The sequence below is a fragment of the Arthrobacter sp. 147(2020) genome, assembly GCF_013116715.1.
Lineage (GTDB): Bacteria > Actinomycetota > Actinomycetes > Actinomycetales > Micrococcaceae > Arthrobacter_D.
Genome location: NZ_JABFOM010000001.1, coordinates 186581 through 200259, shown reverse-complemented (window position 1 = coordinate 200259; position 13679 = coordinate 186581). Strand labels below are relative to the sequence as shown.

Here is a 13679-nt window from a genome sequence, read left to right as displayed (position 1 = left end):
GCATGGTGATCTGCATCACGCCAAAGAAAGGAAATCTCATCATGAAGCTTAATCGCCCAATGAAGCGCCATTCAGCTTTGGTGGCTGTCGCAGCAGTCTCGGCGCTGGCCCTCTCCGCCTGCGGCGACAGTGGCTCGGAGACCGCAGAGGGCGGGATCGACCGCCTGAACATCGTTGTACCGGCAGACCCGGGCGGCGGTTGGGACCAGACCGGCCGCGCCATCCAGAACGACCTGGAAGAGAACGAGCTCGTTGGCAGCGCTTCAGTGGAAAACGTTGGCGGCGCTGGCGGCACTAATGGCCTGACCCGTCTGGCGACCGAGCAGGACCCCAACACGCTGATGGTGATGGGCTATGTGATGGTCGGTGCGGTGGAGACCAACGCTGCCGAAACCCGGATCGAGGACACCACGCCGATCGCGCGGCTCACCGACGAGCCACTGATCGTGGTCGTACCCGCCGACTCGCCGTACCAGACCATCGAGGACCTCGTCACCGACATCGAAGAGAACGGCCAGGCAGTCTCAATCACCGGCGGCTCCGCCGGCGGCGCCGACCACATTCTTGCAGGCATGATCCTTGAGGCCGAAGGCGTAGCTCCCGACAAGCTGAACTACATCCCGTACTCTGGCGGCGGCGAATCGCTGGCTGCCCTCCTGGGTAACCAGGTATCGGCGGGCATCTCCGGTGTCGGCGAGTACGCCGAGCAGGTCAAGGCAGGCACGGTGCGTGCCCTCGCAGTATCCGGCGAGGAACCAGCAGGCCAGGTGCCTGAGGTGGAAACCCTGACCGACCAGGGCATCGATGTGGTCCTGACCAACTGGCGCGGCGTCGTCGCCCCGGGCTCCATCGACGAGGAGCAGGCTGCAGCCCTGACCGAACTGATCACTGAACTGCACGAGACGGAATCGTGGCAGGAAACCCTCACCGAGAACAACTGGGCGGATGCCTTCCTCACCGGCGAGGATTTCGCCACCTTCCTCGACGAGGACATCGCAACGGTCAAGACGACCCTGACAGACATCGGTCTGCTGTAGCAGCCATGAGTACCCACCCACCAGAGGCACAGGCCAGCGGCGCACGGACCGCCGCTGGCCGGCCCATCGGAGAAATTATCTTCGCCGCGGGGATCCTGAGTCTCGGCATTCTCGGTTTCGTGGCCGGCGCCGATATCCGGACGCCGCCGTCAGCAACTGGGATTGGCCCGCGGGAGTTCCCGTTCATTGTGTCCGGTCTGCTCGTGGTCCTCGGGGCCGCGATCATCGTCCAGTTGCTGCGGGGCCACCGCGGCGCTCCCGAAGAGGGCGAGGATGTTGACCTCAACGTGAAGACCGACTGGCTGACCGTCGCCAAACTGGTCGGGTTCGTGGCGCTGCACATCCTGCTCATCGTCCCCGCGGGCTGGCCCGTTGCTGCCGCCGTGCTCTTTTTCGGTGCCAGCTGGACGCTCGGCGCCCTGTCCTGGTGGAAGAACGCGGTCATCGCCATCGTGATGGCCCTGGTGCTGCAGTTTGTGTTTGCCGGCCTGTTGGGCGTTTCCCTCCCCGCCGGATTCCTCCTGGAAGGGGTTGAGATCTTCAATGGATAACTTCATGGCCCTCATGGAGGGTTTCTCGGTTGCCATGCAGCCGATGTACCTCTTGTTCGCACTGGGCGGAGTGCTGGTCGGAACAGCCGTAGGTGTGCTGCCGGGCATCGGCCCGGCCATGGCCATCGCGCTGCTGATGCCCATCACCTACAGCCTCGACCCGACGGCGGCGATCATTGTGTTCGCCGGCATCTATTACGGCGGCATGTACGGCGGTTCTACCACGTCCATCCTGCTGAACACACCCGGTGAATCGGCGTCGGTGGTCACGGCCCTCGAGGGTAACAAGATGGCCAAGGCGGGCCGCGGAGCGGCGGCTCTGGCCACGGCGGCTCTCGGTTCGTTCGTCGCTGGCACCATCGCCACGGTCCTGCTGACCTTCCTCGCCCCGATGCTCGCCGAATTCGCCGTGCAGATCGGCCCGGTCGAGTATGTGGCGCTGATGGTTGTCGCCTTCCTCACCGTCGGGGCGCTTCTGGGCGCGTCCGTGCTGCGGGGACTGGCGTCCCTCTGCATCGGGCTGTTTCTCGCGTTCGTGGGTGTTGATGCACTGACAGCGCAGCAGCGCTACACGTTCGGAAGCCCGTTCCTCGCGGACGGCATCGACGTCGTGCTGGTGGCTGTGGCCCTGTTTGCAATGGGCGAGGCGCTGTACATCGCGTCGCGGATGCGTCACGGATCAGTGGCGGTCATCCCGGTGAGCGGCAACTGGCGCAAGTGGATGAAGCGCGAAGACTGGCGCCGGTCCTGGAAGCCTTGGCTGCGCGGCACGTTTATCGGATTCCCGATCGGCACCATTCCAGCTGGCGGTGCTGACGTTGCCACCTTCGTCTCCTACGCGACTGAACGCAAGCTCGCCAAAGGTGAGAACAAGGCGCAGTTTGGCAAGGGAGCCATCGAGGGTGTTGCAGGTCCGGAATCGGCCAACAACGCCGCCGCTGCAGGCGTGCTGGTGCCCTTGCTGACACTGGGTATCCCCACCACCGCGACGGCGGCGATCATGCTGGTCGCCTTCCAGCGGTACCAGATCCAGCCCGGTCCGCTGCTGTTCGAGGTGGAAGGGGCCCTGGTCTGGGCGCTGATTGCCAGCCTGTACGTCGGCAACCTGATGTTGTTGGTCCTGAACCTGCCGCTGGTGGGATTGTGGGTGAAGATCCTTCAGATCCCGCGCCCCTACCTGTATGCGGGCATCCTGGTCTTCGCAGCCCTCGGCGCGTTCTCGATCAACTTCACACCGGTGGATGTGTGGATACTGCTGATCATCGGTCTTCTCGGGTTCTTCATGCGCCGGTATGGGTATCCGATTGCACCAATGGTGGTGGGGCTGATCCTCGGTCCCATCTTCGAGGATCAGCTCCGCCGGTCCATGGCCATCTCGCAGGGAGACCCCACGGCACTGATCACGTCACCGATCGCCGCGGTGATCTACGCAACCCTTGCGTTGATCTTCGTACTCTCGTTCTGGATGAAGAAGCGTCAGAAGGCAATGGAGGCCTCCCTCGACAGCACGTCAATGAGTGCCGGCGGGGGAGACCAGACCCGCGCCTAGGCGTCGTGGTCGGTTTCCAGGATCTTTGCCAGGGATTCGAGGGCCTCCTCGGCGCCGTCGCCGTCGGCACGAAGCACGACGACGTCGCCGTGGGAGGCCCCGAGGCCCATCAGGGACAGGATGCTCGATGCATCCATCGCGTCCTCGGCCGGTTCGCCGTCCAGGGAAATGGTGACCTCCAGGGGGAATTCACCTGCCGCCTCGGCGAAGATGGCTGCGGGGCGAGCATGCAGGCCCACCCGGCTTGCGACTGTGGCTTTGCGTTCTGACATAGAGTTCCTCCTTGGTTGGGGCACTTACTGGCCCAGGGTTTCCAGAATTGGGAGCCGTTCACGGACCATACTGCGTCCCTGTTCGGCGGTGGTGGCGGCGAGGGCCAGGGCAGCAAGCTCCTGGGCTTCATGGCGGGTCACGGAGGCCAGCACCGCTGCGACGGTGGGCAGTGCCCTCGCTGACATGGAGAGGGTCTGAACCCCCAATCCGACCAGGACGACGGCGAGGGCCGGATCCGCTGCCGCCTCACCGCACACGCCCACCGGTTTCTCGGTGGTGGTACTGGCGGCGGCCGCCTCGGCGCCCGCAACTGTGTGTTTAACCAGCTGCAGGACGGCCGGCTGCCAGGAATCGTTCAGCACGGCGAGCTGACCCAGCTGGCGGTCGGCCGCCATGGTGTACTGGGTGAGGTCATTGGTTCCCAGCGAGGCAAACCCGACGTGTTGCAGGATGGCTTCACTGGTCAGCGCGGCTGACGGCACCTCGACCATGACCCCGGGGCGGTTCAACCCTTCAGCGAGGCACATCTCCCCGAACGCCTGGGCCTCGGCCGCCGTCGAGATCATCGGTGCCATCACCCACACTTCGGCCTCTGACTCGGCAGCTGCCCGGGCGATCGCTTTCAGTTGGCGTGTGAGCACACCGGGGCTGACCGATCCGGTCCGGTAGCCCCGGACGCCGAGCGCGGGATTGGGTTCCGTTGCGTCGGTGAGGAAGGGCAGCGGCTTGTCAGCGCCGGCGTCAAGCGTCCTGACCACCACCTTGCTGCCGGGAAACGCGTCGAAAACCTCGCGGTAGGCTGCTGCCTGCTCATCGGGACCAGGTTCGGTCTCCCGGTCCAGGAAGCAGAACTCGGTACGAAGCAGGCCGACACCTTCGGCGCCGGCCGCGGCCGCCGCACGGGCATCCTTGCCGGAACCCACGTTCGCCAGCAGCGGCACAAGGTGCCCATCTGCTGTCGCACCGGTGCCGTTGAACGTACCCAGGGCAGCCGACTGCTCCACCCATTTGGCTGCGAGGGCACGCTCCTCGTCGCCGGGCCCGGTGATGATGCTGCCCGCCGCGCCGTCCACATAAACCTCGGTCCCGGCCTCGATGGCCTCAACACCCGGGGCAGCGACAACCGCCGGCAGCCCCAGCGCACGGGCGAGGATGGCCGTGTGCGACTGCGGGCCACCACTGCTGGTGATCAGCCCCAGCACCTTCGTCGCGTCGAGCGTTGCGGTATCTGCCGGGGCGAGATCCTCTGCGGCGAGAATGAACGGAACGTCTGACGTGGGGATGCCGGGGGCCGGAAGGCCACGGAGCTCGGCCACCAGCCGGGCCCGGACGTCGTGGACGTCCTGGGTGCGTTCAGCCATATACCCGCCGAGACTGAGCAGCATTTCGGCGACGGCCGAACCGGCCTCCCAGACTGCCCGCTCCGCTGTGGTGCCCGCGATGATGAGCTTGGTGGCCGACTTCAGCAACATGGGGTCAGCCGCCATCATGGCGGTTGCCTCGAGCACAGCGCTTGCGTCTTTCGATGCGGCGTCGGCGCGGCGCTTCAACTCGGCCTGAACCGCTTTGGACGCAGCCTTCAGACGAACCGTCTCGGCTTCGGCAGTGGTGTCCGACCCCCAGGTTTCGCCCTGCAGCGGCTCCCGGGCACTGCCCGGCATCTGCAGGACAGGCCCGATCACGCGGCCGGGGCTAACCCCGACTCCGGTAAGTTTCGTCATTGAAAGACCCTCCCGGGTTCGGTTAGGCGGCGACCGTCTCGGCGACAGTAGTGTCTTCGGTCTTCCGCGTGGCGAAGCGTTTCAGAGCTACCACCGTGAGCGCCGAGATGATCATGCCCACAATGATTGCCACCACAAACATAGCGACATTCCCGATGGCAAAGAAGACGAAGATACCGCCGTGGGGTGCCTGTGAGGTGACTCCTGTACCCATCACGATTGCTCCGGTGACCGCCGACCCGAGCATGCTGGCGGGGATCACGCGGAGTGGGTCTGCCGCTGCAAAGGGAATCGCGCCTTCGGAAATGAACGCTGCACCCAGTAGCCAGGCAGCCTTCCCATTCTCCCGCTCGGCCACCGAGAAGCGACGGCGGTCCAGCACGGTGGCCAGTGCCATGGCGAGCGGTGGGACCATTCCTGCGGCCATGACAGCCGCCATGATCTGCCACGGTGCCTGGTTGGCCACAGCCCCGGCGCCCAGTCCGGCGACGGCGAAGGAGTAGGCGACCTTGTTGATCGGTCCACCGAGGTCGATGGCCATCATCAGGCCGAGGATCGCTCCCAAGAGGACTGCGGCCGCGCCGGTCATGCCTGAGAGCCAGTCATTTAGGGCGGTGGTCAGGGAGGCGATTGGCCCGCCGAGGACGAGGATCATCAGACCTGAGGCTGCAATGGACGCCAGCAGGGGGATGATGACGACGGGCATCAGGCTGCGGAGCCAGCGTGGCACGTTGATCCGGCCGATCATCATGGCGAAGTAACCTGCCAGCAGGCCGCCGACGATACCGCCGAGGAACCCGGCTCCCATGAACCCTGCAACGGCACCGGCGACGAAGCCCGGGGCGATGCCCGGCCGGTCAGCCAGCGCGTACGCGATGTAACCGGCGAGTGCGGGTATGAGGAAGCCCATCGACAGGCCTCCGATTTTGAAGAAGACCGCACCGAGGAAGACGAGGAGGCCCTCCGGCGGCAGATTGAGCAGTGTGTACTGGGTCAGCATTGCATCGGCGTTGCCGACGCCGTCGGCGTTCGACAGGGCGATTTCGTAGCCGGCGAGCAGGAAGCCCAGGGCGATCAGGAGACCGCCGCCCGCAACAAACGGAATCATGTAGCTGACACCGGTGAGCAGTGCGCGCTTGAGCTGGCGTCCGATGCCTTCGCCGCCCTCGTCGGTCTGCTGCGACTGCGAGTCGGTGGTCCCCTGGACGCGCCGTGCGTTCGGGTTGTCCGCGGCAGCCAGTGCCTCGTCGACCATCATGCCTGGCTCGTCGATGCCCCGTTTGACGGGGGACGTGATGACGGGCTTCCCGGCGAAACGGTGCCGGTCACGGACGTCGACGTCGACGGCGAAAATCACGGCGTCGGCCGCGGCGATCACGTCTGCCGGTAGGGGAGTAGCGCCCGAGGAGCCCTGGGTTTCGACCTGGAGGTCCACCCCGCGTTCCTTGGCAGCGGCAACCAGGGAATCGGCTGCCATGTAGGTGTGCGCGATGCCGGTGGGGCAAGCGGTGACAGCGACGATCCGGCGGGGCTTCGGGGCAGTGTGCCCGTTTCCCGCGGCGGCGGGTTCACCCGCACCGGACGGGGTAGGAGCCGCCTGGCTGCTTTGCCGTGGACCGGCGTCCAAAGCTCCCTGGACGAGGTCCACTACGTCCTGTTCAGTGGCCGCCGAACGCAGCGCTGCTGTGAAGTCCTTCTTGATGAGGGAGCGGGCCAGTTTCGAGAGCAGCTTCAGGTGCTCCTGGTCCGCGCCGTCCGGTGCCGCAATGAAGAAGATCAGGTCCGCGGGACCGTCCTTGGCTCCGAAATCCACTGCGGGGTTCAACCGGGCCATCGCGAGCGTTGGCTCGGTGACCGAGGTGGACCGGCAGTGCGGGATGGCGATGCCGCCCGGAATGCCGGTGGCGGTCTTCTCCTCCCGGGCAAGGGCGTCCGCGTAGAGGCCGTCCGCGCCGGTCGCCCGGCCAGTGGCGGCAACCTGGTCGGCGAGCCGGCGGATCACCTGCGAACGGTCAGAGCCCAGGTCCTGATCCAGTGTGACGAGCTCGGTTGTAATCAGCTGTGCCATTGATCTTCCTCCTTTGGAAGTGGTGCATCGAGCGGGGTGTGGGTAGAAGTGGTGGTGTGTGGAAGGCGTTGGGTAACGACGGCACCCGGTGTGGTCTGGTGCAGTGCTGGAACCGTCGAGCCGGGCAGCGCGGCAGCCGCGGATCCGTGGGCGACCGCCTGTTTCAGACAGTCCTCGGGGGACTGGCCGGCGGTGTGCGCCAGCAGGTACCCGGCGAGGGCTGAATCGCCGGCGCCAACGGTGGACCGGGCGGCGACCGGCGGGTGCGCCGCCTGCCACGATTCAGTGCCGGTGACCAGGAGTGCTCCTCGGGCTCCGAGGGTGGCGAGGACAGCGCCGACGCCGGTACCGACCAGCGCTGTGGCAGCGGCAGCTGCCAGGGCGGGATCTGCCTCAAGCGCTTCGCCGTCGGCAACGCCGCTCAGCTCGGCGAGCTCCTCGGCGTTGGGTTTCAGCAGATCCGGGGTGATCCCGGTGGCCAGGCTATCGGTGAGCGGTGCACCTGAGGAGTCGACGGCGATCAGCGGGGAGCGGTCGCCGTAACGGGTGCGCACGGTGTCGATCACTGTGGCGTAGAAAGTACTCGGAACCCCTGGTGGGAGGGACCCGGCAAGCACTAGCCAGGAGGCCCCCGCACTCTCGGTCACCACCATTTCCAGAAGGTCGTCGAGCTGGGTGGGCGTGAGGTGCGGCCCGGGTTCGTTGACCTTTGTTGTGGTTCCGTCGGGCTCGGTCAGGGTGATGTTGCTGCGCAGGGGGGTTCCGATCGGAAGGCTGCGGAAGGGCACACCCGCCGTCCGGAGTCCGGCGAGCACCGGGTCATCGGGGTCGCCCGGAAGCACTGCGGTCGAGGCTACGCCGGAGACCGTCAAGGCGCGGCACACATTGACGCCCTTCCCTCCGGATTCCTGGTGGGCAGCGGTAGCGCGCTGCACCTCGCCGCGGGTGAGGATCTGGGACAGCTCGACTGTCCGGTCGAGGCTTGGATTGACCGTCAGGGTGATGATCATGCGACCACCACCTCAACGTCGGAGTCGGCCAGTGCTGCAGCTAAGGCGGGCGGCGGCTCCTGGTCGGTGACCAGCGTGTCAATGTCGGTCAGCGACGCGAAGCCGACCAGCGTTTCCTGTTCCAGCTTCGACGCATCCACTACGGCAATGACGCGGCGGGCGGACCGGACGATCGCCGTCTTGACTGACGCCTCATCCGGGTCTGGTGTGCTGAGCCCGAAGGTGGAGTGAACACCGTTGGCTCCGATGAAGGCGATGTCGGGGCGGTAACCGTTGAACCGGTCGATCGTGTGGCTTCCGACGGCGGCGCTGGTCAGTCCGCGGACGCGTCCACCGACGAGTTCCAGGTGCAGGGACGAGGCTGCGATCGCGTACGCGATGGGTACGGCGTGCGTGATGACCACCAGGTCATCACGGGTCTCGTGGGCCAGCAGCTCGGCGAGGTGCCCGGTGGTGGTGCCGGCGTCGAGCACGATTGACCCGGCGTCCGGGATCATCGCGAGGGCGGCCTTGGCGATCCTCGCTTTTTCTGGTTGGTGCTGGCTTTCCCGGCTGTTCAGGCTCAGCTCGCTGGTGCTGTTGTTCCCACCGCTCACCGCCCCGCCGTGGACGCGGCGCAGTACTCCCGCATCCTCAAGGAGGGCGAGGTCCCGTCTGACAGTTTCCTTGGTGATATTGAAGCGTTCCGAGAGTTCGGTGACACTGACCCGTCCCTCGTCGACCACGAGGGTGGCGATCCTGCTGTGGCGTTCTTCGGCGAACACTGCGGCCTCCTTGCGGTGGTGACTACCATCACAGTAAATGTCTGATTTAGTGACTATATCTGTGTTTATGTTTGGTTGTCAACGGTTTGCAGTAAAACAAAAAGCGCCACCCCCCAACTGGTGGGAGGTGGCGCGGAGTAGGTGTGGCGTGGGGGCTAGATGCCGCCGTCTCGTGTCTCGTTGCGGGTGACGGTCTCGCCAGTGTGTGGGTCCTGAACGGATCGGGACTCGGAGACCCGCCGCTGGCTGCGCGGCGCGTTCATGACCAGTGAAATGATCAGGCCGAGCACTCCTACGCCCATCAGGATGTAGCCCACCAGGGCGAGGTCGACGAAGTCAACGCCATCCGCGACAGCGAAAGCGAGAATTGCACCCAGTGCAATAAGGACGATTGAAGAACCGATTCTCATTTTGTCTACTACTCCTTCGATATAACGCGGACGGCGGCCGAAAATGGCCAGCGGGCGTATCCGGTGATCCACCCGGTAGATCAGTGTGACGTAGTCGACAGCTTACTGCGCTTCCGGTTTATGGCCGTTAACTGGGAAGTTTTGGGGGGGCGCGCCGCGGCTACCAAAATGGCTAAGTGTTATCAAATCAATACCGGCGTGGCCTATTGAAAAACCCAACGACGGGGGTTTAATGAACTCAGCATCGCTTTAATTGAAAGCTAAGTAAGCTGATGAAGTAGGATGGTTGAAAGCTTGTGTGGGGACATCCTGCATTACAGCACTTTTGTTATACGTATCACTCGTAGACAAGACTCAATTATAAGGAGTACTCCATGGGTTTCTTCGCATTCCTTCTTCTAGGCCTCATCGCTGGCGCAATCGCCAAGCTCATCCTTCCCGGAAAGCAGGCCGGTGGCTGGATCATCACCCTCATCCTGGGTGTAATCGGCGCCATCCTCGGTGGCTGGATCGGCCAGCTGCTGTTCAATGCTGATGTTGACGAGTTCTTCTCGCTCTCATCATGGCTGCTCGCTATCGGCGGCTCGCTGATCGTGCTCGTTGTCTACGGTGCCATCACCGGCCGCAACAACAAGTCACGCGCCTAATTTCAGACGTGCAACAAACGCCGTCGGGGCAACCCGGCGGCGTTTTTTGTGCAGTTTTCCGTACGGCGCATCGACTGCGCGCAACTGAAGGATCCAGTAAATGAAACTGCCCAACCTTAATCCTGCGTCGAAGCTGGCCAACGATGCCCTCTACGACAAGCAGGGAAAGCCCAAGCCGGGTATCCAGCGGACCATTGAACGGGCCATCGAGGTGCAGCGTCCGCTGGTCCTGGCGAATCTTCGCCGCATGTACGCCAAGAACCCGGATGCCACCGCCGAGGAGATCAGCTCCGCCCTGGAGCGCAGCTACCTCGCGGTGATTACTGTCACCGGAGCGGGGGTGGGTGCGACGGCCGTCGTGCCTGCCATCGGCACTATTGCGTCGCTGGGTCTATCGGCAGCAGCCACCGTTGGATTCCTCGAAGCCACTGCTCTGTATGCGCAATCCATCGCGGAGCTCCACGGAGTGCAGACCGATGATCCGGAGCGGGCGCGGACCCTCGTGATGGCCGTTCTGATGGGCGAGGAGGGCAATGCCCTGATCCAGTCAGTGCTGCGCGGTTCGGGAGGTGGCGCTACCGAGCATTGGGGCACCGTGGTGGGGAGCTCGGTGTCATCGCCGATCGTGCGAACCATTGGGAACAGCATCAGGAAGCGGTTTGTCCGGAAGATGCTGGCCAAGCAGGGCGGCGCCCTTTTGGGTCGAGCGCTCCCCTTCGGAGTGGGCGCTGTGGTCGGGGGTGCCGGAAACCACATGATGGGCCGCGCCGTCGTTGCCGCCACTGCCCAGGCTTTCGGTCCGGCGCCGAGCGTGGCGCCGGGTCAGCTGGTCAAGGACCTCGATCGCTGACCTCTTGTCGCCCGTCGTTCCGGTGGACGCGCTCGCTGATCGGGCGCGACCGCCGGAATCGGGTGCGGCTGACCGCGGGACGTTCCTACAGTGAGGAGTCAGGGTTGGTCGGCGGGTAGCTCGGCATGTTCATAGTGCCCGGCCCGGCATTGCCCGGGCCCGCGTTGCCCGCGCGGCGGACAAGTTCGCCGGTGTTCTCGGCGGTCCGGATCGATGCGATCAAGGATTCGAGGCCCACCCGCGCCAGCACCAGGTAGAGAAGCCCGAAGAGCGGTCCGAGGACCAGCATCACGAGCAGTCCGAACAGCGCGCTTTGCTGGAAGCTGACCACGACGAACAGCAGGTAGGTGATCGCGATGATGACCATGACCAGCAGGTACACGATCTTTGCGATGCTGGGTGCGATAAAACTGTTGAAGGAAAAATCGAATAAAGCTTTCATGGTCCCCATATTCCTTGTAGCGAATTGATTGACTGAGTGTACAGCCGGGGTCGGTTCGCTACTACCGTTATGGGAACTAAGGATCAGCCGAAGACTGCGTGGGCAACAGAGAAGATCAGCAACCCGGCCAGGGAGCCGACCACGGTGCCGTTGATCCTGATGAACTGCAGGTCCTTTCCGATCTGCAGTTCGATCTTCCTTGACGTTTCCACCGCATCCCACCGGCCAACCGTCTCAGTGATGATCGCCGCGATGTCGCTGCGGTAGGTGCGCACCAGATAGCCCGCCGCGTCGGCAATCCACCGGTTGATCTTCCCTGCGAGTTCCTCGTCGGTGGCCATCCGGTGCCCGAAGTCCCTGACCGCCGCCTTGAAGTTCCGGGTTAGCTCACTGTCCGGATCATCCACCGCTTCCAGCAGTGCCTTCTTGATGGTCGCCCAGGTGCTCGCCGCCAGGTCACGCACCTGTGGGTCCCCCAGTACCTGGGCCTTGATGCCCTCGGCCTTGGCGATGACCACCGGATCGTGCTGGAGATCTTGCGCCAGATCCTTGAGGTACTTGTCGAGGGCGAGCCGCACGTCGTGGTGGGGGTTGGTCTGGACAGCCCGCATGAACTTGGTGATCTCGACGTAGACCTTGTCGCCCACCAGCCCATCGACGAACTGGGGCACCCAGGTGGGTGAGCGCTGGGAGACCAGTCCTGAGACCAGGTCGTAGTTGCTGTCCACCCACTCGGCAGCGCGGTCCACCAGCAGATCCACGAGCTGGTGGTGATGGCCGTCGTTGAAGATCCGCTCGGCAATCTTCCCTGCCGGCGGTCCCCACGGCGGTGTCAGCAGGTGCTTGCGCACCATGGACTCGATGACCGATTGGACGGCGTCGTCGTCGAGAACCGTAAACACCGCACGGATGGCCGCGGCGCCCTCCACCGCCACCCGTTCAGCGCCTTCGGGGGTGGCCAGCCAGGCGCCCGCCTTTTGCGCGACACCTACTGAGGCGAGCTTCTGCTGCACCACCGCTTCGGAGAGGAAGTTCTCCTCGACGAACTGGCCCAGAGAGGCCCCGATCTGGTCCTTTTTTCGGGGAATGATCGCTGTGTGGGGGATCTTGATGCCCATCGGATGCTTGAACAGCGCGGTCACCGCAAACCAGTCGGCCAGGGCTCCCACCATCCCGCCCTCCGCGGCGGCCCGGACGTACTGCAGCCAGGGGTACTCGTCCGGCAGGGCGAACGCGACAACAAAGATCACCGCCATGGCACCAAGCAGCCCGGTGGCCACCACTTTCATGCGCCGGAGTCCGGCCGCCCGTTCTGCGTCAGTGCCGGCTAGGTGAGAGCTCAAGGATCCTCCGGAGGTCGCGGCGCACCAGCTGTGCATCCGTCTGAGTCAGTAAAGCAGCGTTTGATGGCGTAAGTCACGCCGGACGGACCGATTTCGCGTAGCGTGTAAGTAGCTGCTGGTTGCTGACGGGAGGGGACATGCAACAGACAATATTCGCTCACCGCGGGGCCAGCCATCAGTTCGCCGAGCACACCCGGGCGGCCTATCTGCAGGCGCTCGCGGAGGGTGCCGATGGCGTTGAATGCGACGTTCATATGACGCGCGATGAGGAACTGGTGTGCATCCACGACTCGACCCTTGACCGAACATCGAATGGCACCGGCGACGTCGCCGATCACACCCTCCGCGAACTCAGGGACCTCGATTTCTCGTCCTGGAAGGGCGCCGGGATACCCGTTGAGTTTGGCGGTGTGGCCGATCAGTTTCTCTCACTCGGCGACCTGTTGCGCCTGCTGTTATCTGCCGGGCGGGAAGTGCTGCTGGCCATTGAGCTCAAACACCCCAGCCCCTACGGGCTGAAACTTGAGGAAAAGCTGGTCACTTTCCTCATGCAGCAGGGCTGGGACCCGGAGAGCTCCACCCTCGCGAACGTGTCGATCAGCTTCATGAGCTTCAACCCGGACTCGGTCAAACACCTGCTCGAAAAGGTTCCGGCCCACACGGTCTGCCAGTTGGTCTCCGACGTGCGCCCGGCAGAACTGCGGGCCGAGCTGCACTTGGGGGTGCTGACAGCTGCTGCGGTGATCGGTCTGCTGCGCCGGGCACTCAACGACGGCGAGCAGAACATCGACTCCCATGCGGCAGGCATGGCCGGACCTGGCCTCGACTACGTGGTGGCGCATCCGGCGCGGGTTGCCCGCTGGATTGCCGAGGGAATCCGCCTCCGCGTGTGGACGGTGGACGAGCCCGACGACGTCGAGCTGATGCGAAGCCTCGGAGTGCACGAGATCACCACCAACCGGCCCGCCTTTGTCCGGGCGCAGCTGACCCGATCCACGCCAGGCAGTTAGGTCT

14 protein-coding genes are annotated in these 13679 nt (G+C 64.5%); 6 read left to right on the top strand and 8 right to left on the bottom strand.

The window, feature by feature from the left end:
• Positions 1–41 precede the first annotated feature (41 nt).
• Genes HMI58_RS00970 through HMI58_RS00960 form a run of 3 tightly spaced genes read left to right on the top strand, consistent with a single transcriptional unit; the run spans position 42 to position 3137 of the window.
• The gene (locus HMI58_RS00970; protein WP_171617843.1) at positions 42–1037 is read left to right on the top strand and encodes a tripartite tricarboxylate transporter substrate-binding protein; all 996 of its coding nucleotides are present in this window, start codon (positions 42–44) and stop codon (positions 1035–1037) included.
• A 5-nt stretch (positions 1038–1042) separates the two neighbouring features.
• A complete protein-coding gene (locus tag HMI58_RS00965) occupies positions 1043–1588 on the top strand; it encodes a tripartite tricarboxylate transporter TctB family protein (protein WP_171584996.1) in 546 nt (181 codons plus the stop codon).
• Positions 1581–3137, top strand: a complete 1557-nt coding sequence (locus HMI58_RS00960; RefSeq protein WP_171584997.1) for a tripartite tricarboxylate transporter permease — start codon at positions 1581–1583, stop codon at positions 3135–3137. Before HMI58_RS00965 ends, HMI58_RS00960 begins: the two co-directional genes overlap by 8 nt.
• On the opposite strand, the gene HMI58_RS00955 is transcribed toward HMI58_RS00960, so the two are convergent.
• The 6 genes from HMI58_RS00955 to HMI58_RS00930 all read right to left on the bottom strand — a co-directional run bounded on the left by HMI58_RS00955 (position 3134) and on the right by HMI58_RS00930 (position 9383).
• Complete coding sequence (locus HMI58_RS00955) at positions 3134–3409, bottom strand: HPr family phosphocarrier protein (protein WP_171617842.1); 276 nt, start codon at positions 3407–3409, stop codon at positions 3134–3136. The genes HMI58_RS00960 and HMI58_RS00955 overlap by 4 nt on opposite strands.
• Positions 3410–3433: 24 nt before the next feature.
• Positions 3434–5131: a phosphoenolpyruvate--protein phosphotransferase gene (ptsP, locus tag HMI58_RS00950; protein WP_171617841.1), complete on the bottom strand. Its 1698-nt coding sequence runs from the start codon at positions 5129–5131 to the stop codon at positions 3434–3436.
• Between the two features lie 22 nt (positions 5132–5153).
• The gene (locus HMI58_RS00945) at positions 5154–7199 is read right to left on the bottom strand and encodes a fructose-specific PTS transporter subunit EIIC (RefSeq protein ID WP_171617840.1); all 2046 of its coding nucleotides are present in this window, start codon (positions 7197–7199) and stop codon (positions 5154–5156) included.
• Positions 7187–8209, bottom strand: coding sequence for a 1-phosphofructokinase family hexose kinase (locus tag HMI58_RS00940; RefSeq protein WP_171585001.1), 1023 nt, complete (start codon positions 8207–8209; stop codon positions 7187–7189). The genes HMI58_RS00945 and HMI58_RS00940 overlap by 13 nt, the downstream gene beginning before the upstream one ends.
• The gene (locus HMI58_RS00935) at positions 8206–8973 is read right to left on the bottom strand and encodes a DeoR/GlpR family DNA-binding transcription regulator (RefSeq protein ID WP_171617839.1); all 768 of its coding nucleotides are present in this window, start codon (positions 8971–8973) and stop codon (positions 8206–8208) included. The genes HMI58_RS00940 and HMI58_RS00935 overlap by 4 nt, the downstream gene beginning before the upstream one ends.
• A 155-nt stretch (positions 8974–9128) precedes the next feature.
• Positions 9129–9383 (bottom strand): DUF6458 family protein, encoded by a 255-nt coding sequence (locus HMI58_RS00930; protein ID WP_171585003.1) that lies wholly within the window; start codon positions 9381–9383, stop codon positions 9129–9131.
• Between the two features lie 374 nt (positions 9384–9757).
• On the opposite strand from HMI58_RS00930, the gene HMI58_RS00925 reads away from it, so the two are divergent.
• Both HMI58_RS00925 and HMI58_RS00920 read left to right on the top strand, forming a co-directional pair.
• Positions 9758–10030, top strand: a complete 273-nt coding sequence (locus HMI58_RS00925) for a GlsB/YeaQ/YmgE family stress response membrane protein (RefSeq protein WP_171585004.1) — start codon at positions 9758–9760, stop codon at positions 10028–10030.
• A gap of 100 nt (positions 10031–10130) precedes the next feature.
• Positions 10131–10880: a hypothetical protein gene (locus HMI58_RS00920; RefSeq protein WP_171617838.1), complete on the top strand. Its 750-nt coding sequence runs from the start codon at positions 10131–10133 to the stop codon at positions 10878–10880.
• An 85-nt stretch (positions 10881–10965) separates the two neighbouring features.
• On the opposite strand, the gene HMI58_RS00915 is transcribed toward HMI58_RS00920, so the two are convergent.
• On the bottom strand, positions 10966–11322 hold the full coding sequence (locus HMI58_RS00915) for a DUF4282 domain-containing protein (protein WP_171585006.1): 357 nt from the start codon (positions 11320–11322) through the stop codon (positions 10966–10968).
• Positions 11323–11405: 83 nt separating this feature from the next.
• Positions 11406–12701 (bottom strand): DUF445 domain-containing protein, encoded by a 1296-nt coding sequence (locus HMI58_RS00910; protein ID WP_171617837.1) that lies wholly within the window; start codon positions 12699–12701, stop codon positions 11406–11408.
• 101 nt (positions 12702–12802) lie between these two features.
• Here HMI58_RS00910 and HMI58_RS00905 point away from each other — a divergent pair, with 101 nt between their 5' ends.
• Entirely contained in the window at positions 12803–13675 is an 873-nt protein-coding gene (locus HMI58_RS00905; RefSeq protein WP_171617836.1) for a glycerophosphodiester phosphodiesterase family protein, read from the top strand.
• Positions 13676–13679 lie beyond the last annotated feature (4 nt).